General features: G+C 59.5%; 21 protein-coding genes and 1 tRNA gene. 11 read left to right on the forward strand and 11 right to left on the reverse strand.

Annotation, left to right across the window (positions count from 1 at the left end):
- Positions 1–35: 35 nt before the first annotated feature.
- The 6 genes from HGP14_RS20860 to HGP14_RS20885 are packed head-to-tail and all read right to left on the reverse strand — an operon-like array spanning position 36 to position 6377.
- Positions 36–785 carry an ABC transporter ATP-binding protein gene (locus HGP14_RS20860; protein ID WP_168831796.1) on the reverse strand — a complete coding sequence of 250 codons (750 nt, stop codon included), beginning with the start codon at positions 783–785 and terminating at the stop codon, positions 36–38.
- Positions 782–1615, reverse strand: a complete 834-nt coding sequence (locus HGP14_RS20865; RefSeq protein ID WP_168831797.1) for an ABC transporter ATP-binding protein — start codon at positions 1613–1615, stop codon at positions 782–784. The genes HGP14_RS20860 and HGP14_RS20865 overlap by 4 nt, the downstream gene beginning before the upstream one ends.
- On the reverse strand, positions 1612–2547 hold the full coding sequence (locus tag HGP14_RS20870; RefSeq protein ID WP_168831798.1) for an ABC transporter permease: 936 nt from the start codon (positions 2545–2547) through the stop codon (positions 1612–1614). The genes HGP14_RS20865 and HGP14_RS20870 overlap by 4 nt, the downstream gene beginning before the upstream one ends.
- A complete protein-coding gene (locus HGP14_RS20875) occupies positions 2544–3611 on the reverse strand; it encodes an ABC transporter permease (RefSeq protein WP_205927257.1) in 1068 nt (355 codons plus the stop codon). The genes HGP14_RS20870 and HGP14_RS20875 overlap by 4 nt, the downstream gene beginning before the upstream one ends.
- Positions 3612–3629: 18 nt before the next feature.
- Positions 3630–5273, reverse strand: coding sequence for an ABC transporter substrate-binding protein (locus HGP14_RS20880; protein ID WP_168831799.1), 1644 nt, complete (start codon positions 5271–5273; stop codon positions 3630–3632).
- Positions 5274–5318: 45 nt separating this feature from the next.
- Positions 5319–6377 (reverse strand): dipeptidase, encoded by a 1059-nt coding sequence (locus HGP14_RS20885; RefSeq protein WP_168831800.1) that lies wholly within the window; start codon positions 6375–6377, stop codon positions 5319–5321.
- Between the two features lie 278 nt (positions 6378–6655).
- Between HGP14_RS20885 and HGP14_RS20890 the strand changes: the two genes are divergently transcribed.
- The gene (locus HGP14_RS20890; RefSeq protein ID WP_168831801.1) at positions 6656–7159 is read left to right on the forward strand and encodes a DUF1993 family protein; all 504 of its coding nucleotides are present in this window, start codon (positions 6656–6658) and stop codon (positions 7157–7159) included.
- A gap of 5 nt (positions 7160–7164) precedes the next feature.
- Here HGP14_RS20890 and HGP14_RS20895 read toward each other — a convergent pair whose 3' ends face one another.
- The 3 genes from HGP14_RS20895 to rfbC all read right to left on the reverse strand — a co-directional run bounded on the left by HGP14_RS20895 (position 7165) and on the right by rfbC (position 10453).
- A complete protein-coding gene (locus HGP14_RS20895; protein ID WP_168831802.1) occupies positions 7165–8682 on the reverse strand; it encodes an alkaline phosphatase family protein in 1518 nt (505 codons plus the stop codon).
- A 12-nt stretch (positions 8683–8694) separates the two neighbouring features.
- Positions 8695–9678, reverse strand: coding sequence for a UDP-glucose 4-epimerase GalE (gene galE / locus HGP14_RS20900; RefSeq protein ID WP_168831803.1), 984 nt, complete (start codon positions 9676–9678; stop codon positions 8695–8697).
- A 211-nt stretch (positions 9679–9889) separates the two neighbouring features.
- Positions 9890–10453, reverse strand: coding sequence for a dTDP-4-dehydrorhamnose 3,5-epimerase (gene rfbC, locus HGP14_RS20905; protein WP_168831804.1), 564 nt, complete (start codon positions 10451–10453; stop codon positions 9890–9892).
- Between the two features lie 697 nt (positions 10454–11150).
- Here rfbC and HGP14_RS20910 point away from each other — a divergent pair.
- Positions 11151–12239, forward strand: coding sequence for a DUF937 domain-containing protein (locus HGP14_RS20910; RefSeq protein WP_168831805.1), 1089 nt, complete (start codon positions 11151–11153; stop codon positions 12237–12239).
- Positions 12240–12329: 90 nt separating this feature from the next.
- The gene (locus HGP14_RS20915) at positions 12330–12839 is read left to right on the forward strand and encodes a hypothetical protein (protein WP_168831806.1); all 510 of its coding nucleotides are present in this window, start codon (positions 12330–12332) and stop codon (positions 12837–12839) included.
- A 244-nt stretch (positions 12840–13083) separates the two neighbouring features.
- Here the strand turns inward: HGP14_RS20915 and HGP14_RS20920 are convergent.
- Positions 13084–13173, reverse strand: a tRNA-Ser gene (locus HGP14_RS20920).
- Between the two features lie 303 nt (positions 13174–13476).
- Here HGP14_RS20920 and rplU point away from each other — a divergent pair.
- The 4 genes from rplU (at position 13477) to HGP14_RS20940 (ending at position 15463) form a co-directional block, all read left to right on the forward strand.
- Positions 13477–13794: a 50S ribosomal protein L21 gene (gene rplU, locus HGP14_RS20925; protein WP_168831807.1), complete on the forward strand. Its 318-nt coding sequence runs from the start codon at positions 13477–13479 to the stop codon at positions 13792–13794.
- Positions 13795–13830: 36 nt separating this feature from the next.
- Entirely contained in the window at positions 13831–14100 is a 270-nt protein-coding gene (rpmA, locus tag HGP14_RS20930) for a 50S ribosomal protein L27 (protein WP_022717527.1), read from the forward strand.
- Between the two features lie 122 nt (positions 14101–14222).
- A complete protein-coding gene (locus tag HGP14_RS20935) occupies positions 14223–14879 on the forward strand; it encodes a GNAT family N-acetyltransferase (protein WP_168831808.1) in 657 nt (218 codons plus the stop codon).
- On the forward strand, positions 14876–15463 hold the full coding sequence (locus HGP14_RS20940; RefSeq protein ID WP_409527091.1) for a GNAT family N-acetyltransferase: 588 nt from the start codon (positions 14876–14878) through the stop codon (positions 15461–15463). Before HGP14_RS20935 ends, HGP14_RS20940 begins: the two co-directional genes overlap by 4 nt.
- Positions 15464–15502: 39 nt before the next feature.
- Here the strand turns inward: HGP14_RS20940 and HGP14_RS20945 are convergent, their stop codons facing one another.
- Entirely contained in the window at positions 15503–16366 is an 864-nt protein-coding gene (locus tag HGP14_RS20945) for an endonuclease/exonuclease/phosphatase family protein (RefSeq protein WP_168831809.1), read from the reverse strand.
- An 84-nt stretch (positions 16367–16450) separates the two neighbouring features.
- Here HGP14_RS20945 and obgE point away from each other — a divergent pair, with 84 nt between their 5' ends.
- Genes obgE through HGP14_RS20965 form a run of 4 tightly spaced genes read left to right on the forward strand, consistent with a single transcriptional unit; the run spans position 16451 to position 20584 of the window.
- Positions 16451–17530 (forward strand): GTPase ObgE, encoded by a 1080-nt coding sequence (gene obgE / locus HGP14_RS20950; protein WP_168831810.1) that lies wholly within the window; start codon positions 16451–16453, stop codon positions 17528–17530.
- Positions 17517–18686, forward strand: a complete 1170-nt coding sequence (gene proB / locus HGP14_RS20955; protein ID WP_168831811.1) for a glutamate 5-kinase — start codon at positions 17517–17519, stop codon at positions 18684–18686. Before obgE ends, proB begins: the two co-directional genes overlap by 14 nt.
- Entirely contained in the window at positions 18679–19962 is a 1284-nt protein-coding gene (locus HGP14_RS20960) for a glutamate-5-semialdehyde dehydrogenase (RefSeq protein ID WP_168831812.1), read from the forward strand. The genes proB and HGP14_RS20960 overlap by 8 nt, the downstream gene beginning before the upstream one ends.
- Positions 19937–20584, forward strand: coding sequence for a nicotinate-nucleotide adenylyltransferase (locus tag HGP14_RS20965; RefSeq protein ID WP_205927258.1), 648 nt, complete (start codon positions 19937–19939; stop codon positions 20582–20584). Before HGP14_RS20960 ends, HGP14_RS20965 begins: the two co-directional genes overlap by 26 nt.
- Positions 20585–20700 lie beyond the last annotated feature (116 nt).

A 20700-nucleotide genomic window follows, 5' to 3' on the forward strand; every position in this document is an offset into this window, starting at 1 on the left:
TCCAGGCATTTCAGATACTTGATAAAAGCTGGGTTTCAGGCTTTGACGAAGCCTTTGCTCGCGATCATTAAATTTCGCGTGTAGTCTTCTTGAACATCCGCATTGGCGAGTTGGCCGGAGGTCAGCCGTTCCACGACCGCGCCGTTGCGCATCACGGCAAGCCTTTCGCACATATGAGTAACGACACCGAGATCGTGGCTTACCATTACGAAGGTCAGCTTGCGGTCGCGTCTGATCTGCTCCAGGAGATTGAGCACTTCCGCCTGCACCGAAGCGTCAAGCGCCGATGTCGGCTCGTCCAGCAACAGGATCGACGGCTCGACGATCAGCGCCCGGGCAATTGCCACGCGCTGCCGCTGTCCGCCGGAGAGCTGGTGTGGATAGCGAAAGCGGAAGCCGTTTCCGAGCCCAACCTCATCGAGCGCGCGTGCGATACGCTTGTCGCTGTCTCTGATGCCGTGAATTGCCAAGGGCTCGATCAGCAAGCGGTCGATCGTCTGCCGCGGATGCAAGGAACCATAAGGGTCCTGAAACACCATCTGGACATTTCTGTAGAAGGCCTTGCTGCGTTTTGAACCATGCAGCGACTCGCCATGAATACGAATAGTGCCGCCGGTGACAGGAGCAAGACCCGCCACCGCACGAAGCAAGGTCGATTTCCCGGACCCTGATTCGCCAACCAGGCCGAAGGACTCGCCCTGAGCCACGGCGATGCTGGCATCTTTCAGCGCCAGAAAATCGTCGTAGGCGACACTGACATTTTCGACCGAAAGCGTAGCGCTCATTGAGCCCACTCCGGTTTGCGATCGAGCACCGGCAGCGGATGGCGATCTTCCCCGATTTGCGGCATGCAGTTCAAAAGCCCTCGCGTATAGGGATGCTGCGCATTCTTGAGGTCCGAAGCTCTCAGTTCTTCAACGATCTTTCCCGCATACATCACAATGACGCGGTCGCAGAACGACGAAACAAGCCGCAGGTCGTGGGACACGAATATCAGTCCCATGCCGCGCTCTGAAACGAGCTTGTCCATGATCTTGAGAACGTCGAGCTGCACGGTGACATCGAGCGCCGAGGTCGGCTCGTCTGCGATCAGCAGATCCGGCCCGGCGATCAGCATCATGGCGATCATCGCTCGCTGGCCCATCCCGCCCGAGACCTCATGCGGATAGAGATCGAAGACGCGCTTCGGATCGCGGATCTGTACAGCCTCCAGCATGGCAAGCGCCCGCTCGGTCGCCTCCGCCTTGCTGACCTTCTCATGCGTTCTCAGAGTCTCGGAAATCTGCCGGCCGATCGACATCACCGGATCGAGCGAATATTTCGGATCCTGCAGCACCATGGCGATGCGCTTGCCGCGCAGGAGCCGCCGTTCTTTCGCCGAGGCTGAAAGCAGATCAATGCCGTCGAAGACGAGCTTGTCCGCCGTGACGATGGCGTGCTTGGGCGTAAGCCCCATGATTGCACGGCCGGTCTGCGATTTGCCGGATCCAGACTCCCCGACGATGCCGAGGCGCTCCTTGCCGAGGGTAAAGGACACGCCGCGAACGGCTTCGATCACACCCGTGCGCGTTGGGTAGCTGACCCTCAGGTTCCCGACCGTCAGCAAATCCGTCATTGGCCGCTCTCCTTGGGGTCGAGCGCATCGCGCAAACCGTCGCCGAGTAGGTTGAAACCCAGGCTGACGATGAGAATTGCAATACCCGGCATGCCTGCTACCCACCATTGATCGAGGATGAAGCGGCGACCCGAGGCGATCATCGCCCCCCATTCCGGCAGCGGCGGCTGCGCGCCGAGACCAAGGAAGCCGAGACCGGCTGCGGTCAGAATGATGCCGGCCATATCGAGTGTCACACGCACGATCAGCGACGAGATGCAGAGCGGCATCACGTGACGGATGATGATGCGGATCGGCGAGGCGCCCATCAGCTTGACCGCCGAGATGTAGTCGGAACGCCGTACCGTCAGGGTTTCGGCACGGGCAATTCGGGCGTAGGGCGGCCAGGAGGTGATCGCGATTGCGATGATCGCATTCTGGATGCCCGGACCAAGCGCAGCAACGAAGGCAAGCGCCAACACCAGCTTGGGGAAGGCCAGGAAGATATCGGTGATGCGCATCAGCACGGCATCGACCCAGCCCCCAGCATAGCCGGAAACGGTGCCGACAATCAGCCCGATGGGTGCCGAGATGATCGCGACCAGCACCACGACAAACAGCGTCAGCCGCGATCCATAGATCAGGCGTGAGAAGATGTCGCGGCCCTGATCATCCGTGCCGAGAAGGTACTCGCCGGTTCCAGGCGGCAGGAGCCGCGCATTCTTCAGATCGCCGACGACCGGTGAGTGTGTTGCAATCACACCGGCGAGGGCCGCAATCAGAAGCAGTGCGATGATGATCGCCAGGCCGACGACGGCCAGCCTGTTGGCGGCGAACTGGCGCCATGTCACATAGGCGCGTCCGAGACGGGCCTGCATACGCGATTGCGGGCGATCGGATAGCAACCATTCGCGGCGGGTCATCGGCGCCGTCTGACTTGCTGGAACCGTCATTGGCTTCGCGTCCTTGGATCGAGCGTGCGGTAGAGAAGATCGGACAACAGGTTGATGGTGATGAAAACGGTGCCGATGACGATCGTACCGCCCAGGACCGCATTCATGTCCGCATTCTGGAGCGAATTGGTGATGTAAAGTCCGATGCCCGGCCACGAGAACACCGTTTCCGTCAGCACCGAGCCTTCGAGAAGGCCGGCGTAGGAAAGCGCGATCACGGTGACAAGCGGCACGGCTGCGTTCCGCAATGCATGGCCCCAGATCACCCGGGTCTCCGAAAGGCCCTTGGCGCGCGCGGCCACGACATATTCCTGGCCGAGTTCGTTCAGCATGAAGCTGCGGGTCATGCGGCTGATATAGGCGAGCGAGAAATAGCCGAGCAGCGAGGCAGGCAGGACGATGTGGCGAAACACATCGTAGAAGACGTCCCATTGCCCCTGCATTGCGCTGTCGATCAGGTAGAAGCCGGTCACCGGGGTGAAGCTATATTCATAGACGATGTCGATACGGCCCGGAAAAGCGACCCATCTGAGCTTCGCATAGAAGACGACAAGCGAGATCAGCGCCAGCCAGAAGATCGGAACCGAATAGCCGATCAGGCCTATGACACGCACGACCTGGTCAGCGATGCTGCCGCGCCGGACAGCCGCCAGCACGCCGAGCGGAATGCCGATCGCCGCGCCGATCAGCGTACCGAGCGTAGCCAGTTCGATCGTCGCCGGAAACACGCGCCGGATGTCGGTCATCACCGGGTTCGTGGTCAATACCGAATTGCCGAAGTCGCCGGAAAGAATCCCCTTCAGATAGATGAAGAATTGCTGGTAGAGCGGGAGGTTGAAACCCATCTCTTCCCGCACCCGCTCGACGACGTGCGTCGGCGCCCGGTCGCCAAGGATCGCGAGAACCGGATCGATCGGCACCACGCGGCCAATGAAAAAGGTGACGGCCAGAAGTCCAAGATAGGTCGTCACGGCAGCAATCAGGAAACGCCCGATTGCTTTCGCAAGAGGAACGGCCCGGCCCTTTGCGGGCCGCGCCTCCATTTTGGTTTCGACAATGCTCAATGAACCAATCCTACCGGATTATTCCTTGGCGATCGGGCCGACGTAGTTGGTGTCGAAGCTCGGACCCAGCTTGAAGTTCTTCAGGTTCTTGCGGTAACCGGCCACTTCGATCTGCTGGAAGATAAAGACGAAGGGGCTGTTTTCCAGGTACTTCTTCTCGATGTCCTGGTACATTGCAGCACGCTTGGCACTGTCGCGCTCGAGCAGAGCAGCCTTGGCTTCCTTGTCGAGTTCCGGCGCTTCAAAGGTATTGCGCCATGCGAGCGTCTTGTTGGTGCCGGCGTCCGAATTGTCCGGGTTCGCCGTGAAGGTATCGGCATTCGAATTCGGATCAAAATAGTCCGAGCCCCACTGGCCGATATACATATCGTGCGTGCGGGCGCGAAACTTCGTGAGCGTCTGCTTGCCGTCGCCCGGAATGATTTCCAGCTTTACGCCGGCCTGTCCGAGGGTCTGCTGCATGGATTCGGCAATGCCGGTTACCGGCTGCGTGTTGCGAACATCCATAGTGACGGAGAAGCCATCCGGAAGACCGGCCTTCGCCAGCAGTTCCTTTGCCTTGGCGACGTCGAGCTTGAACGGATTTTCGTCAAGCGCACCGAGCTGGCCCTTCGGCAGGAAGGTCTGGTGGATTTCGCCGATGCCTTTGATGAGGGTCGAGCCGATGGCGTCATAATCGACGAGATATTTGAAGGCCTGCTGCACTTCCGGCTTCTTCAGGTTCTCGTTCTTCAGGTTGAGGCTGACGTAGTAGATCGTGCTCTTTGGCGCGCTTGTGGTCGCCAGATCGGCGTTCTTCGAGACGGCGTCGAAGTCGCCCGGCTCAAGGTTGCGGGCGATGTCGATGTCGCCGGCCTCGAGCGCCAGGCGCTGCGCCGAGCTTTCCTTCATGTAGCGATAGATGACACGATTCGGCTTCGGCTTGTCGCCATAGTAATTGTCGTTGCGCTCCAGCACCACGACCTCGTTGGCACGCCATTCGCGGAGCTTGTAGGCACCAGAGCCGGCGTAGCCGGTCTTCAGCCATTCATTGCCGAAGTCGTTGTCGTACTTGTGATCGGCATCGACGGTGACGGACTTCACGTGATCCATGACGAGCTTCTTGTCGACGACGGAGGCAACCGTTGCCGTCAGGCAGTTCAGCACGAAGCTCGGTGCATAGGGCTTGTCAACGGTGAAGACGAAGGTGTTTTCATCCGCCGCCTTCGCCTTCTCGGTGACGTTGTCTCCCGTCAAGCCGAATTGCGTGAGAATGAAGGCCGGGCTCTTGTCCAGCTTGACAGCACGCTCGAAGGACCAGGCAACATCCTCGGCCGTGATTGGGTTGCCGGAAGCGAACTTCAAACCGGGCTTCAGCTTGAACGTGTAGGTGAGACCATCGTCGGAGACGCTCCAGCTCTCCGCGAGATCGCCGACGACCTTCGACGTGTCTTTCATGTCGAGCCGGACGAGAAGACTATAGGTGTTGCTCGTCATTTCGGCCGTCGAAATCTCGAAAGCCTCGCCTGGATCCATGGTGATGATGTCGTCGAAGGCAAAGCCTTCGACGACGGTGTCCTTTGGCGTCTCCGCGAAGGCAGCGGGCGCCGTCAGCATGAGAAGCGAAAGCGCCGCCCCTGCGGAAAGAGCACGAAAGTTGCGGCTGAGTTTGGTAACCATCATCGGTCTGTTCCCCTGTTCTTGATTGATTATAAAGCAGTATTTGGCTCAGGCGTTCTTCTCTTTCCACGCCGAAGCCAGGATCCGAAGCCAGTTCTCGCTGGCGAGCTTTCTTAGATTTTCCTCACCATATCCAACGTCCCGGAGAGCAGCAATCAGCTTCTGGTTGCCAGCCGAATCACCGATTTCCTCCGGAATGGTGGCGCCGTCGAAGTCGGAGCCGAGCGCAACGCAATCGATCCCGACTCGATCGACGAGATAGTCGATATGGCGGATCATATCGGAGAGCGGCGTCTCAGCGTCCGAGCGGCCGTCGGCCCTCAACATTGCCGTCGCATAATTGAGACCGACGAGACCGTTGCCCTCTCTGATTGCATCCAGCTGCTTGTCGGTCAGATTGCGCGCGACCGGCGTCAGGGCGTGCGCGTTCGAATGCGTGGCGACGAGCGGCTGATCCGTCGTCCTCGCAACGTCCCAGAAGCCCTTCTCGGTGATGTGGGATAGATCGATCATGATGCCAAGGCGGTTGCATTCGCGCACCAGATCGAAACCGGCACCTGTCAGCCCTGGCGCCGTATCCGGCGACATCGGAAAGGCGAAAGGCACGCCATGTCCGAAAATATTATGCCGGCTCCAGACCGGTCCGAGCGACCGCAGCCCCGCCGCATAAAACACTTCGAGGGCCGCAAGATCGGGCCCGATTGCCTCGCAGCCTTCCATATGCATGACGGCCGCAAAAACACCGCTCTCCATGGCGCTGCGAATGTCCTTGACTGTCCGGCATAGCCGCCATGCGCCCGCCTTGTCGAGGCGGAGCGCGATCGCCGCCATCTCGGTCGCGATGCCCAGCGACGGCAGACGGTCGAGGGGTGCGGCCATCGGCGTTACATAGTGCCCGTTCTGATCCGGGTCGGCGAAGACAAGATCGCCCGAGGGCACATAGATGGCGCAGAGGCCGCCTGCGAGGCCGCCCTGCCTGGCGCGAGGTCCGTCGATATGGCCCGATGTCGTCCCGTTCAGAAATTCGGCGATTGGGTCGCCGCCATCCCTTTCATGTGTCCAAAGCCTGAGAAGAACGTCATTGTGGCCATCGAATACGAACTGCATCTGTCTTCCTGCTCTGCCCTTCCGGGCAAATAACAAGCGGGCAGAATAGAAAAGCTGGCGGAATTAGCCAGCCCCCTCTTTGAAAATTATTTGATGGATAAAAGACTTTGGGCTGATGGCGAAAAACCGGGCACTGAAGACGCGCTCTCGCTGATTTGCGGGCACCGTCGAGCTCCGCAGGAATTTGAATGAGCGCGGCCGTCGAGCCGATGAAATCGTCATAACGAACGCCTAAATGCTCACCGCAACCGCAAATCATTTTGCCTCAGGAGAGATCTATGTCCATGTACCGCCTCACCGTTCCTGTCTTTCAGCGCGGGCTTGCCACGCTGAGAAACTACCTCGACAAGACCGAAACCTATGCAAAAGACAAGGGGATCGATCCGAACGAACTTGTCGGCGCCAGATTGGCACCCGATATGCTGCCGCTATCCGGCCAGTATCAGCGCGCGACCGACAGTGCCAAGCTTGCGGTCGCCCGGCTGACCAAGACCGAAGCACCGAAATTTGAAGACAACGAAACGACGATCGCCGAGCTTCGCGAACGCCTTGATAAGACGGAAGCCTACCTCGCTTCTATCGCGCCTGAAGCGCTCGACGGCACCGAAGCGAATGAAGTGACAATTGCCCCCGGCGGCAACAAGATCACCTTCCGCGGCGATGAATACGTCACGACCTTTGCGCTGCCGAACTTCTATTTTCACGTGGCGACGGCACATGCCATCCTGCGCAATCAAGGCGTGCCGGTCGGCAAGATGGACTATCTTGGGCGCCTCTCGTAACCTTATCAGGGCCGGCGCGTAACCGGCCCTTTTTCCGTCAGCTCCGTATAGGCAAGCGTCTGATCGAGATGCCGTGCCCGAAGCGAAAGCAGCTTCTCGGCATAGTCCAGGCGCGTTGCCAAGTATTCGCGATTGCCAGCGAGATTGTTGAGCTCCATCGGATCGGCCTCAAGATCGAAGAGCAGAGACGGCAAGCCGGTGAAATGGACATATTTGAACCGCTGATCGCGGATGACGGCGAGATTGCACTGGTTCGACATCAAACCGAAATGGCTCTCGGCCTCGCCATGAGCAATATCGCGGAAATCGAACTCCCAGAATGCCGCATCGCGCCATTCATCGGCATCGCCGCGGTCGATGAACGGCCGCAATGAGCGGCCGTCGAGATCGTTTTCCGCCTCAACCGCCAAGCTGTCGCAAAGCGTTGGAAAGATATCCGCGGCACTCGTGAAGCGCTCGACAACATGGCCTTTCATCGGCCCCTTGGGATCGCGGATCACCAGCGGAATGTGATAGCTGCCATCGAAAAAACCGCCTTTGCCGAGCGTCCAGTGATCGCCCATCATCTCGGCATGATCGGAGGTGAAGATGACGATCGTGTCGTCCCAGGCACGGTGATCCTTCAGCGCCTGCCAAATCCGGCCGAGCTGCGCATCCACCTCGGCGATCATCCCGTAGTAGATCGCCCTGATCGCGGCGAAGTCCTCCGCCCGCCAGTCGCTGACCTGGCCTTCGGCGCCATGGATAAAGCTGCCCTTGCCGTTCTTCGGCATCGCATAGGCGAGATAGGGGTGCAGCGCCTGTTCCGCCTCATGGCTCGTCGCCCGCGCAAATTGCGGCCCGTCGCCGGGATTGAACATGGTGGCATAGGGCTCGGGCCCGGAAAATGGCGGATGCGGCCGCAGGAAGGAGACATGTGCGAACCATGGCGCATCCTGTTCGCCCAGCCAGCGTATGAATTCACCGGTCAAGAACGCGGTCTGCGTTTCATCCCTGGAATAGACGGTCGTCTCCGCCGAAATCTCACCAGGTGCTGCACCTGCCGGGACATGAATATCCCGGCTGATCGCGTCGGCGTGCCCGCGCGTCCTGAGCCACGAAAGCCACTGCTTCTCATGCTCAGGCAGGAGCTGGCGCGCCGTGAATCCCGGCAACAAGCCTTCATAGGTCGTCAGATGCGGGTCGTTTCTATCCAGCCCGCGCGGATCGGGCGCGGTATCCGTGTAGCCGAACAGGGTTGGATCATAGCCGACACGTCGTGCCGCGAGCGCCAGGTTGTCGAAGCGACGATCAAGCGGCGAACCGTTCCGGCAAACGCGGTGGTTCATCTGGTAAAGGCCGGTATAGAGCGTCGCCCGCGCCGGCGAGCAGGGTGCCGCACCAGCAAAATGATTGCGAAAAAGCACGCCCTCTTTTGCCAGCGCATCGATGTTCGGCGTTCTGACACAGGCATGGCCAGCCACCGAAAGGCAATCACCGCGCCATTGGTCCGCGGTGATCAGAAGAACATTCGGCCGCTTCATGAATTGCCAGCCTCAGTGCTGATTGGATCTCGAATGCCAGTTCCATGCCGACTGGATGATCCGGGAGAGATCATATTGCGGTACCCAGCCAAGCACATCGCGAGCCTTGTCGTTATTGGCGACCAGCGTGTGCGAATCGCCTTCCCGGCGCCCGATATATTCAACCGGGAAAGGCCGCTGCGATACATCCTCGATCGCGCCGAGGAGTTCCTTGACGGTCGTCCCCGTTCCTGTTCCCAGGTTCAGCGCAACGGACTCTCCGCCTTTCAGCAAATATTCGACCGCCCGCACATGGGCATCGGCCAGATCGAGCACGTGGATATAGTCGCGCACGCAGGTGCCGTCGCGCGTCTCATAGTCGCTGCCGAAAACCTTGAAGCCCTGCCGGCGGCCGAGCGCCGCATCGATCGCGAGCGGAATGGCGTGCGTTTCCGGCTGATGCCATTCTCCGATACGGCCCTCGAAATCCGCGCCTGCCGCATTGAAGTAGCGCAGAATCACGGAACGCAGATTTTTATACTGATCGTAATCGGCCAAAGCCTGCTCGACGATATATTTGGTCCGTCCGTAAGGATTGATCGGCACCTGCCGGTGCGTCTCGTCGAGCGGCACGCTCTGGGGCAGCCCGTATGTCGCGCACGTCGACGAGAAGACGAAAGCGTTGATACCCGCCGCCTGTGCGGCCGAAAGCAAGGTCAGCGTGCCGATGACATTATTCTCGTAGAAGGAGACCGGGTCCTTTACCGACTCCCCGACCTCGATCAACGCCGCAAAATGCAGGATCGCCGCGGGCTTATGCTTTGCGAGCACTTCGTCCAACCGGACGCGATCACGAATATCGCCCTCCTCGGCCGGTCCCCATTTTACGAATTCGCGGTGGCCGTTCGAGAAATTGTCGAAGACGACGGGTTTGTATCCCTTGTTTGCCAGATCGAGGCACGTATGAGAGCCGATATAGCCGGCACCGCCGACCACGAGAACAGTTTCACCTGCCATATATCACCTTTGCTTCCACAGCGGATGTGAGAAGACTTAGAGGAGATGGACGGCAAGAAAAAGAACGAATCTGCCCGGCATGCTGCGGCGCACCATCGGAAGGACGCCAAACCTTTGGACTACAGGGCTAAACAGCAGGCAATTTTTTTGGCCGAGGGCCGATCAAATAAGCCCTAATAGGCTCGCTGCTCATGCGAAAGCGTCCAATGAGCTAGACGCCGCGTAGGCTCTCGACGCCGTGAAACCCTTCATCGAAGTCGGGCCAATTGGAGTCTTTTTCCGAGATCAAAGCCCCCTTGACCGGCCAAGCGATACTGAACTTGGGATCGTTCCACCGCACACCGCGCTCCGCCTTCGGATCGTAGAATCCGCTGGCAAGATACAACGTCTCGGTATTGGGCCTGAGCGTCACAAACCCATGGGCAAAGCCGCGAGGCACATAATATGCCAGCCGGTTCTCGCCCGTCAGCTCAACTCCATGCCACCGGAGATATGTCGGGGAATCGGGCCGGAGATCAACGATGCAGTCCCATAGCGCCCCGGAAAGGCACCGGACGATCTTCACTTCCGGCGATGGAGGGAGCTGGTAGTGCAGCCCACGGAGAGTGCCGGCTTCGGCGTTGAACGAATTGTTGACTTGTACGAAGCGGCTTTCGAGACCGGCGTCACCCATCTCCCGTTCGCAGAACACGCGCTGAAACCATCCGCGCTCGTCCCCACGCGGCTCCGGTTCGATGACGTAGACCCCGTGCAAAGGCGTTTCGTGAAACTTCATGCTGCTCCCCGTATCCCTGGCTCGGCCATCACGACGATAGAACGTTAACGCTACAAAATCCCTTTCGAAGGCAATTATAAGCAATCGTCATTTGCTCGCCTCCTTTCTGATTTCAGTATTCCATTAAGGATCAATGCCAAAAGCTGGGAAATTACCTGCGCATGATCCTTGGTACCTAAAGTAAACTTTAACACGGAACCCGACGTAAAAACCCGACACGTACCGTGAATTTAGGCAATGTATTTTTGCATCAGAGTTACGCGTGACATTTCTTCTTGAATAAGGAAGTTTTATAACAAAATCCAGTGTGCATTATAGAATACGATCCATGTAACGGATAATATCAGTCGCCTATGCTAAACTTATACCATCACCGACATTCGCCAATGTGATCTCCAATCGATATTGAAGATCACGCGTAGGATGCCTCTAGAGAGGAGCCAAGGATTACTCCACACCTGATCAAAGGCCATCACAATCTTTCGAAGAATAGACTCGTCTCTCTAGCGAAATATAGCATTAGATGCTAATATTACGCCGCCTGCGCTGCCTCCTTCATACTTTCATCCGGCAGGAAATATGTCCGGCATAAAAGATAATACCCTCCGTTCGAGGCAGGAGGATTTAGTCAAGTGCCGGATTCGAGCGAAATTTCCGTTTAAGCTGTTTCTGATCCGAAGCTGCGGAGGAAAGTTCAATGGCCAGCAATCTTGTTTCATCCATCATGCAACTGCTGACGCCGGATTTGATCGGTCGCCTGGCGGGCGCGCTTGGCCTCGACGCCGCCAAGACGCAGCGTGCGATAGCGGCTGCGGTGCCTGCGCTGCTGGCCGGTCTTGGCGGCATTGCGGCGCAATCTGGCGGAGCACAGAAAATCGCCGACGCTGCGAGACAGCAGGGTGGCGCACTCGGCAACCTTGCCGGAATGCTCACGCCGAATGGCCAGACGTCCCTTGGCCAGACCGGTTCGCAAATCCTGTCATCGTTGTTCGGAGCTGGCGACAGCGGAGCATTGGCGAACGCGGTCGGCAGCTACGCTGGCCTTGACAAGAACGCGAGCAGTTCCCTTCTGGGCATGCTGGCCCCGATTGTCATGGGCGGTGTTGCCCAGCAAGGCGGCAACGATCTCAGCGCCAACGGCGTTGCCAGTCTTCTCGCCAGTCAAAAGGACAACATTGTCTCCGCTTTGCCTTCAGGTGTCAGCGATATGCTTGGCGGCACCGGCCTTTTGAGTGCGCTCGGTGGTTCCATGCGAACGGCGACAGGTCAGGCAGCTGGCCGAGCGGCGGCAACTGCATCGTCTGTGAGCAATGTCAGCCAGCGCACCGCGTCGGCGTCCGCACCCCGTCGCTGGCTTTATTGGTTCATTGCGGCGCTCGTGATCTTGGCAGCGCTCTATTATATCTTCGCACGGCCAACCGAACAGACCGTCCCGCAAAGCGCGGTCCCGACGCCGAACCTGACGGTTGGCGATATCGATGTGGGCAAACAGCTCACGGATACCCTCACAAATCTGCAAGCCGCAGTCACCGGCATCACCGACGCGCCGTCGGCGCAGGCAGCCCTCCCCAAGCTGCAGGCAGCCGAAGGCGAAATTGACAAGGTCGCGGCGACGATCGGACAACTTTCGGCAGAGCAAAAGACCGCACTTGCAGGCATGCTCAAGCCAATGATGTCGACACTTAACGGGCTATTCGACAAGATCCTGACCATCCCCGGCGTATCCGACGTTCTAAAGCCCACAGTCGATTCGCTAAGGGCAAAACTTGCGACCCTGCCCGCTTGACCGCAGGTGAAATCGATCGCCGGCCACGGCCGGCGTTCGAAATCCGCTCGCTTCCCCCAGATGAACAGCAAGAAAAGAGGATCGGAGACGATGGCTGACAAATCAACATTTACGCCCGACGAATGGAAGTTGCTGCTGCAAAGCGTGATGGTGGCAGGCATTGCCGTCACCGCCGCCGAGCCAAGTGGACTTTGGGGCATGCTGAAAGAAGGAATGGCCAGCGCACGCGCGCTGCTCCAGGCCAAGACCGATCCCGGAGCGAACTCGCTCGTCTCCGCACTCGTCAGCGACTTCGAGACTTCGGAAGGAATAACTGCCGCGCGGGAAGGCCTTCAGGAAAAGCTCAAGGGCTCTAAGCCGGATGAAATCAAGACCAAATGCATTGCCGTGTTGCGGCAGACCAGCGATATTGTCGCATCCAAGGCGCCAGAGGCCGCCACCGCGCTTAAGACCTGGCTCTACCGGATTAGCGAGAGCGTTGCCGAAGCCGCAAAGGAAGGCGGCTTTCTTGGTTTTGGCGGCGTAAAGGTGAGCGATGTCGAAAAAGCCACGCTTGCCGAGATTTCGGCAGCGCTGAAACTTGACCAAAGCTCAACCTGATCCGTGCGCATCGTAACTGGACAGGATTGCCTTGCCCCTAGCGCCGCAGCTTCGAGGTTGCGGCGTTGGAGAAGTTACGAGCCCCGAACACCGCAATAAAAAATAATCGGTCCTGAATATAGCATCTGGCCCCGAACGGGAGCGCCGTCAGCGTGGCTCCGTGATTGTCGTGATCGTGCCCGTATACAGTTCCACATTCACCCTAGGTGAAATAGGACTATCTATCTGAGATCAACAGAGTTTCTGGCGGAGAGGGGGGGATTCGAACCCCCGATAGGCTTGCACCTATGCCGCATTTCGAGTGCGGTGCATTCAACCACTCTGCCACCTCTCCGCGGTCGTTGGTTGGCGCTTGTTCGGCGCGGGGTGTCTCATAGCGATCAAAAGGAAGGCTGGCAAGACGAAACTGCAGAGCTTTTCATCCTTTTGCCTTGACACGTTTTTGACAGTCGCGTATCCCGCTCACGCAATAGGCGTGGAAAAGTCCGTGCCTTGGCCGCCTCGCGCCCGCGCGGGGTTTCACCGGCAGACAGAGTTCCGGGCATCGCCCTGAAATCCCTGCTTAAGTCAGACTGATAAAAAGACGGCCACCTGCGCTTTGCGGGGAGAGCTGGATCGAACATGAAAGGATCAAAAAATGTTCGCAGTCATCAAGACCGGCGGTAAGCAGTACCGTGTGGCAGCCAACGACGTGCTGACCATCGAGAAGCTTGAAGCCACCGCTGGCGACTCCATTGAATTCACCGAAGTCCTCGTAATCGGCGAAGGCGCCGATGCAGCGATCGGGGCTCCCTTCATCAAGGGCGCATCGGTAAAGGCCGAAGTGGTCGAGCAGAACCGTGGCAAGAAGGTCATCGCCTTCAAGAAGCGCCGCCGTCAGAACTCGAAGCGCTCGCGCGGTCATCGCCAGCATCACACGGTTGTCCGCATCACGGACATCCTGGCAGCCAAGTAATCGATCTCGGGACTCAAGGTTTAAAGGAGAACTCCAATGGCACACAAAAAAGCTGGCGGTTCGTCGCGCAACGGTCGTGATTCCGAATCCAAGCGCCTTGGCGTGAAGAAGTTCGGCGGCGAAGCCGTCATCGCAGGCAACATCATCGTGCGTCAGCGCGGTACGCAGTGGCATCCGGGCGCCAACGTCGGCCTCGGCAAGGACCACACCATTTTTGCGCTTACGGCAGGCAATGTGGACTACCGAACGAAGGCCAATGGTCGCGTGTACGTGTCTGTAATGCCGAAAGCGGAAGCAGCGGAATAAGCCGGTAGCGCTCTAAAACAGCCGGCGTCTCATCGACCCGGCTGACCGCACAGGTTCAGTTCAGAAAACAGGGGAGATGGGGCGCCATCTCCCCTTTTTCTTTGTCCATAGGAGGACTGAACATGCAAGGCGAACTGATAAGGGTAGACCAATCCCGGTCACCCCGGGAAGACCAGAGGTCTCCCAAGGAGCGGCTGAGGCCGGAGCGGTTAAGGACCGATTGCCCTGTCTTGTTATCGGAAAGGCTCGTCATGCGCGCGCCCCACGAAGAAGACATCGACGCCCTTTCCCATCTCGCCAACAACGCCAAAGTCGCCACAATGGTATCGCGTATGCCGCACCCATATACTGCCAATGATGCTGCCGACTTCGTGCGTCGGACGAAGAATGGCGAGATTGGTAAGTGCGTCTATGCCATCACTAAGGCCGAGAACGGCGCATTCATGGGGTGCTGCGGGGTCGAGCCGCATGCCGACGGGCGCACCGTCGAGATCGGCTACTGGCTGGGTGAGCCCTATTGGGGGCAGGGTTATACGACCGAAGCGTGCCACGCACTGATCGATATGGTCTTCCGTACTCGCGAAAACGTCGATCAGATCGACGCTCGTTGCCGGGTGACCAACGTCGCATCGCGCCGCGTCATCCAGAAATGCGGTTTCCAGTTCCAGGGTTCGGGGCTTGCCGCCTCGCTGGCGCTTGGCAGCAACGTGCCGGTCGAATGGTACCGGCTCGACCGGAAGACCTGGATGTCGCTGAGAAGCTGGGGGAGCCTGTCATGAGCGCCCCCACCTTGCAGCGGCTGAAGCCCCAAGCAATGACGCCCGGCCCCGTGCCGGTCGTCACCACGGCCCGGCTGACGCTTCGCCCGCATCGGCTAAGCGATGCGAACGCGATCGCGGAATCGCTTTCCGATTTCGCGATCACCCGCATGCTTGCCCGCGTGCCCGCTCCGTATGACCGGCAGGATGCGCTGGACTGGCTCGTCCCGGTAACGTCCGGCGCGCTGACGGACTGGCACATGGCGATCACCAGCGGTGAAGATGCCCATATCGGTGTCGTCTCGCTGGAACTCCGCCACGGCCGCTGGCACCTTGGCTATTGGCTGAACCGCTATTTCTGGCGGCAGGGCTATATGGGCGAGGCCGTTGCGGCAATGCTCGAGCGCTTCTCCCGGCGAATGCCGGAGACAGCAGTTCATTCGGGCGTGTTCGCGGACAATCCGGCTTCGCTCAGACTGCAGGAAAAGCTTGGCTTCCGGATGAGCGGGTGCAGCGAGGTCTACAGCTTCGCGCGCAACACCATGGTGTCGCATATCGAGACCGTGCTTCAGCCCGGCGCGCTGCAGATCACGAAGGCTGCTTGAACAGACACGAAACGCCGCAGCCCTGCTGCGGCGTCTCCCCTACCTGCCGATCTCGACCCAGAGCGGAAAATGATCGGAACCCACCGACTGCGTATCCACATAAGCGGATTTCAGCCTTCTCTGCAGCCCGCAACTGACGAAACAGTAATCGAGATGCATGCGTTTGTCGTGATCCTTCGGGTCCATCCAGCTGTAGCTCCCGGGCGGATAGGCCTCCAGCACCGCCAGTGCGTCGACAGGTGTGCCGATCCTCGGAACCCGGCCAAAAGACTTGTCCGCGGTACCGGCAAGCGAACAGTATTCCGGCGATTCCTGCACCATATTGAAGTCGCCCATGACGACGTAATCTTCGGGCAGCGGCAGCTCCGCCATTCCGAACTCGCCAGCACCCGTCAAGGATCCGCCCTCGAACGGGAACGCGTTGATCCGCTCGTTCAAAAAGGCGAGTTGACGGATGCGCTCGTCTGCCGAGACGTGATCGAGGTGAACGGAATAGACGCGGAGCGCGCCGTCCGGCGTGTCAATGACGGCCTCAATCGCCCCGCGCTGCAGGTTGAGTTTCGTGACGGTGCGGCCGCGCGGCAGAAGCAGGGTACGCGTCGAAAGGACCGGCCAGCGGGAGAGGATCATGTTGCCGAACTGGAAGCGGGTCCCGCGCGGTGGAAAGCCGTCGTCGCCGGTATCGACATGCACGTCGCAGGGCGCTCCATAGACCCAGAAATGGTTGGGAAAAAGAGCCGCGAGATCGTCCACCATGTCGGCAAAATCGTTCTCGGAGAAACCTCTGGTCACCTCCTGAAGGGCGATGATATCCGCGGCCGCGATGCTCCTGGCGATACGGTTGAGATCATAGATCCCGTCAAGACCGAAGCCGTACTGTATGTTATAGCTCGCAAACTTCACGATAATCTTTGACCTCGGCTTGAACCGCCTATATCGAAAGCGGCAGGATGGGGCGCGTACAGAACCACCGGTGATGGAAGTAAAATGAAATTTCTCGACGAAGCAAAGGTCTATATCCGGTCTGGTGACGGCGGCGCGGGCAGCGTTTCGTTCCGGCGCGAGAAATTCATCGAGTTCGGCGGACCGGATGGCGGCGACGGCGGACGCGGCGGCGACGTCTGGGTTGAAGCCGTCAACGGCCTCAACACGCTCATTGACTTCCGCTACCAGCAGCATTTCAAGGCCAAGATCGGCATGCACGGTATGGGCAAAAACCGTACCGGCGCGAACGGCGACGACGTGACGCTCAAAGTCCCAGTCGGGACGCAGATCCTGGAAGAGGACCAGGAAACACTGATCTGCGATCTTACCGAAGAGGGCCAGCGCTTCCGGCTTGCCGCCGGCGGCAACGGCGGCTTCGGGAATGCGCATTTCAAGTCCTCGGTCAATCAGGCGCCGGATTGGGCAAATCCCGGCCTGGCCGGGGAAGAGAAGACGATCTGGCTGCATCTGAAGCTGATTGCTGACGCCGGTCTCGTCGGCTTGCCGAATGCGGGCAAATCGACCTTCCTCGCCGCTGTGACGCGCGCGCGGCCGAAAATCGCCAACTATCCCTTCACGACCCTGCACCCGAACCTCGGCGTCGCCACCATCGACAGCCAGGAATTCATCCTCGCGGATATTCCGGGTCTGATCGAAGGCGCGCATGAAGGAGTCGGCATCGGCGACCGGTTTCTTGGTCACGTCGAGCGGACTCGCGTGCTGCTGCACCTGGTTTCGGCTCAGGAAGAAAAGGTCGGCAAGGCCTATACGACCGTGAAGAACGAGCTTGAGGCCTATGGCAACGAACTCACCGATAAGGCGGAAATTGTCGCACTCTCGCAGATCGACGTGCTCGACGACGCAACGCTGAAGAAGAAGACCAAGGAGCTTGCCAAGGCTTGCGGCAAGACGCCGTTCCAGATTTCTGCCGCGACCGGCAAGGGCATGACCGAGGTCCTGCGTGCTTTGCGCGACATCATCGTTGAAGCGAACGCGGGCGGCGAAAAGCCGGCCAAGGCGCCGAAGTTGCGGCACCGCGACATGGCGTCGGCTGACGAGGAACGGACGGATGACGACGCGTAAGCCGCTTGATCGATATCGCCGCATCGTCATCAAAATCGGCTCGGCGCTCCTCGTTGACCGCAAGACCGGCCTCAGGAAGGCGTGGCTGGATGCCATGTGCGCCGATATCGCCGCACTGAAGGCGAAAGGTGCCGATGTCCTCGTCGTCTCCTCCGGCGCCATCGCACTCGGCCGTTCGGTTCTCGATCTACCCTCCGGGGCACTGAAATTGGAGGAGAGCCAGGCGGCTGCAGCCGTTGGCCAGATTTCGCTCGCGCGGGCGTGGTCGGAGAGCCTGTCGCGCGACGAGATCGTTGCCGGGCAGATTCTGCTGACGCTTGGAGACACGGAAGAACGCCGCCGCTATCTCAATGCGCGCGCGACGATCAACCAGCTGCTGAAGATCGGCGCCGTGCCGATCATCAATGAGAACGACACGGTCGCGACCAGCGAAATCCGCTACGGCGACAATGACCGCCTCGCAGCCCGTGTCGCGACGATGACGGGTGCTGATCTGCTGATCCTGCTGTCGGATATCGATGGCCTCTACACCGCGCCTCCGCATCTCGATCCCGATGCCAGATTCCTGGAGACGATCGCTGAGATCACGCCTGAAATCGAGGCCATGGCAGGCGGAGCCGCCTCCGAGCTGTCACGCGGAGGCATGCGCACGAAAATAGACGCTGGCAAGATCGCGACGACTTCCGGCTGCGCAATGATCATCGCTTCTGGCAAGACGGATAGCCCGCTCTCGGCAATGGCGAATGGTGCGCGCTCCTCGTGGTTCGCGCCGTCCGGTACGCCCGTTACCGCGCGCAAGACCTGGATTGCGGGCCAGCTGCAGCCGGCTGGTGAACTGCACATCGACGATGGTGCAGTGACGGCGCTGGGTGCAGGCAAGAGCCTGCTTCCGGCTGGCGTGCGCAAGGTAATTGGCCTTTTCAGCCGCGGCGACACGGTGGCAATCATCGGTCCGTCCGGCCGCGAGATCGCCCGTGGCCTTGCCGGTTACGACGCGGACGAAGCCCGCCAGATCGTTGGCCGCAAATCAGCGGAAATCGAGGCGATCCTCGGTTATGCAGGTCGCGCCGCGATGATCCATCGTGACGACATGGTCATGACATCACAGGTAAATCCGAAATCGGAAAGGCAGAAGAAGGACGCGAGCTATGCTTGATACCGTTGTGCAAAGCCCTGACATTGACGCGCTGATGAATGACATCGGCCGCAAGGCCAAGGCTGCGGCACGACCGTTGGGCTTTGCGTCCACCGAGGCAAAGGATAGGGCTCTGAACGCCATGGCCGATGCGATCGTCGCCCGCAAGGATCATATCCTTGCGGAAAACGTGAAGGATCTGCAGGACGTCGCGGGCTCCAACATGCTTGCCTCCTTCGTCGACCGTCTGACGCTCAACGACAAGCGCATCGCCGAGATGGCTGACGGCATTCGGGCGATTGCCGCGCTGAGGGATCCCATCGGCGAAGTCATCAGTGCCTGGGACCGGCCGAACGGGTTGAAGATCGAGCGCGTTCGGACACCGCTTGGCGTCATCGGGGTGATCTTTGAAAGCCGACCGAATGTGACGGCGGATGCCGGTGCGCTTTGCCTGAAAGCCGGCAATGCCGTTATCCTGCGTTGCGGTTCGGATTCCCGCCGCTCATCGCAGGCGATCCATGACTGCCTGGTTGAGGGGCTGAGGGCAGCGGGCCTCCCCGAACACGCCGTCCAGCTCGTTCCGGTTTCGGATCGCGCCGCCGTCGGCGCCATGCTGCGGGGCCTTGAGGGAGCAATCGACGTCATCGTGCCGCGCGGCGGCAAGAGCCTCGTCGCTCGCGTTCAGAACGAGGCCCGCGTCCCGGTTTTCGCCCACCTCGAAGGCCTCTGCCACATCTATGTCGATGCCTCGGCCGACATCGAAATGGCAAAAGCGATCATCGTCAACGCCAAGATGCGCCGCACGGGTATCTGCGGTGCCGTTGAAACCCTGCTTGTCGACGGCGCGGCAATCGGCACTCATCTGACGCCCCTTCTTGAAGGGCTTGCCGATGCCGGCTGCGAAATCCGCGCTTCCGCGACGGTGCTGAAAGTCGCCCCGGGCATGAAGCCGGCCACGGAAGAGGACTGGTCGACGGAATACCTCGATGCGGTCATTTCCGTTGCCGTCGTCGACGGCATTTCCGGTGCAATCGACCACATCCAGAAGTATTCATCGAACCATACAGAAGCGGTGATTGCAGAAGATCCGGCGGTCGTCGGGCGCTTCTTCACTGAGATCGATTCTGCCATCCTGCTGCACAACGCCTCGACGCAATTTGCCGATGGCGGGGAATTTGGCATGGGAGCGGAAATCGGCATCGCAACGGGCAAGATGCACGCCCGCGGTCCAGTCGGCGTCGAACAGCTCACCTCATTCAAGTACCGTGTACATGGCACCGGACAAACGCGGCCCTGACGTGACGACTGACGGCATGGACCGACGGTATCTTCGCATGCCGCATGTCGAGCGTGGCATGGTTGTCGGTCTTTTCGGCGGGTCCTTCAATCCGCCGCACGAGGGGCATGCGCTGGTCGCCGAGATCGCCATAAGGCGCCTCGGCCTCGACCAGCTCTGGTGGATGGTGACACCCGGCAACCCGCTGAAGAATCGCAACCATCTTGCGCCGCTTTCCGAGCGGATCGCGCTCAGCGAAGCGATCGCAACCGATCCGCATATCAAGGTGACCGCGTTCGAGCAGACGCTGGGCGTCAGCTACACGGCAAATACGCTCGCCAAGGTGAAGGCGCGCAATCCGCACGTCCATTTCATCTGGATCATGGGCGCCGATAGTCTGCAGAGCTTCCACAAATGGCAAAAGTGGCAGGACATCGCGCGCACCTTCCCGATCGCCGTCATCGATCGGCCCGGCTCGACGCTTTCCTATCTCTCCTCGAAATTGGCGAAGACCTTCGCTTTCGCGCGTATCGACGAGGATGATGCCCGTGCACTGTGGAAGAAGTCGGCTCCCGCCTGGACTTTCATCCACGGGCCGCGCTCGACACTGAGTTCGACCGCACTTCGCAAAGCCGCTGAGTAAGGCGCAAATGAAAAGCCCGACGGGGGAGGAGATCCGTCGGGCTTTATAAACTTGATCGACAACTGGGAGGAGGAGTGTTGCCGATCTCTATCTAACGGCTTTGGGAGGAGGAGATC

Source organism: Rhizobium sp. P32RR-XVIII (assembly GCF_012641395.1).
GTDB lineage: Bacteria > Pseudomonadota > Alphaproteobacteria > Rhizobiales > Rhizobiaceae > Rhizobium.